This window comes from Vibrio aquaticus (assembly GCF_003970385.1).
Taxonomy (GTDB): domain Bacteria; phylum Pseudomonadota; class Gammaproteobacteria; order Enterobacterales; family Vibrionaceae; genus Vibrio; species Vibrio aquaticus.
Genome location: NZ_RXZH01000189.1, coordinates 1 through 384 on the forward strand (window position 1 = coordinate 1; position 384 = coordinate 384).

General features: G+C 56.8%; 1 protein-coding gene. It reads right to left on the reverse strand.

Annotated features, from left to right (window positions below):
• A partial coding sequence (locus tag EJ063_RS20945) for a hypothetical protein (protein WP_158676020.1) occupies positions 1-384 on the reverse strand: 384 nt, incomplete at both ends.

Consider the following 384-nt stretch of genomic DNA (forward strand, 5'->3'; position numbering starts at 1 on the left):
CGATGGCCGGGAAACTCCAGTTGCGCTTCGAATTCGTTCTGCTGGACCTGTTCGTTAAACCACTTTGGAAACGACTCTCTAATCGGAAAGTTAGTGGCAACGCGTTTCTTAAAGTCTTCCTCTTGACCCTCGAACCCTTCAACGAAGGTGTAGCGCCAACCCTGCTCGCCGCGACGCCAATAGAGGTAGTTGGACCAGACCTTGCGGCCATTCGTTACCTTTGGCGCCGCATTGGGTGCCGGAATGAACTTAGCAAAACGGCTTGCGGGCGTCAGAGGCGCGTCATCGCCGGACCCTGCAGTCGTCTGCCTGGTGCCGTTGGGCGCCGCGGCAGAGGGCCGTTCAAGTAGCGAAACCATCCCTCCCAGTTGATTCTCAAACGTA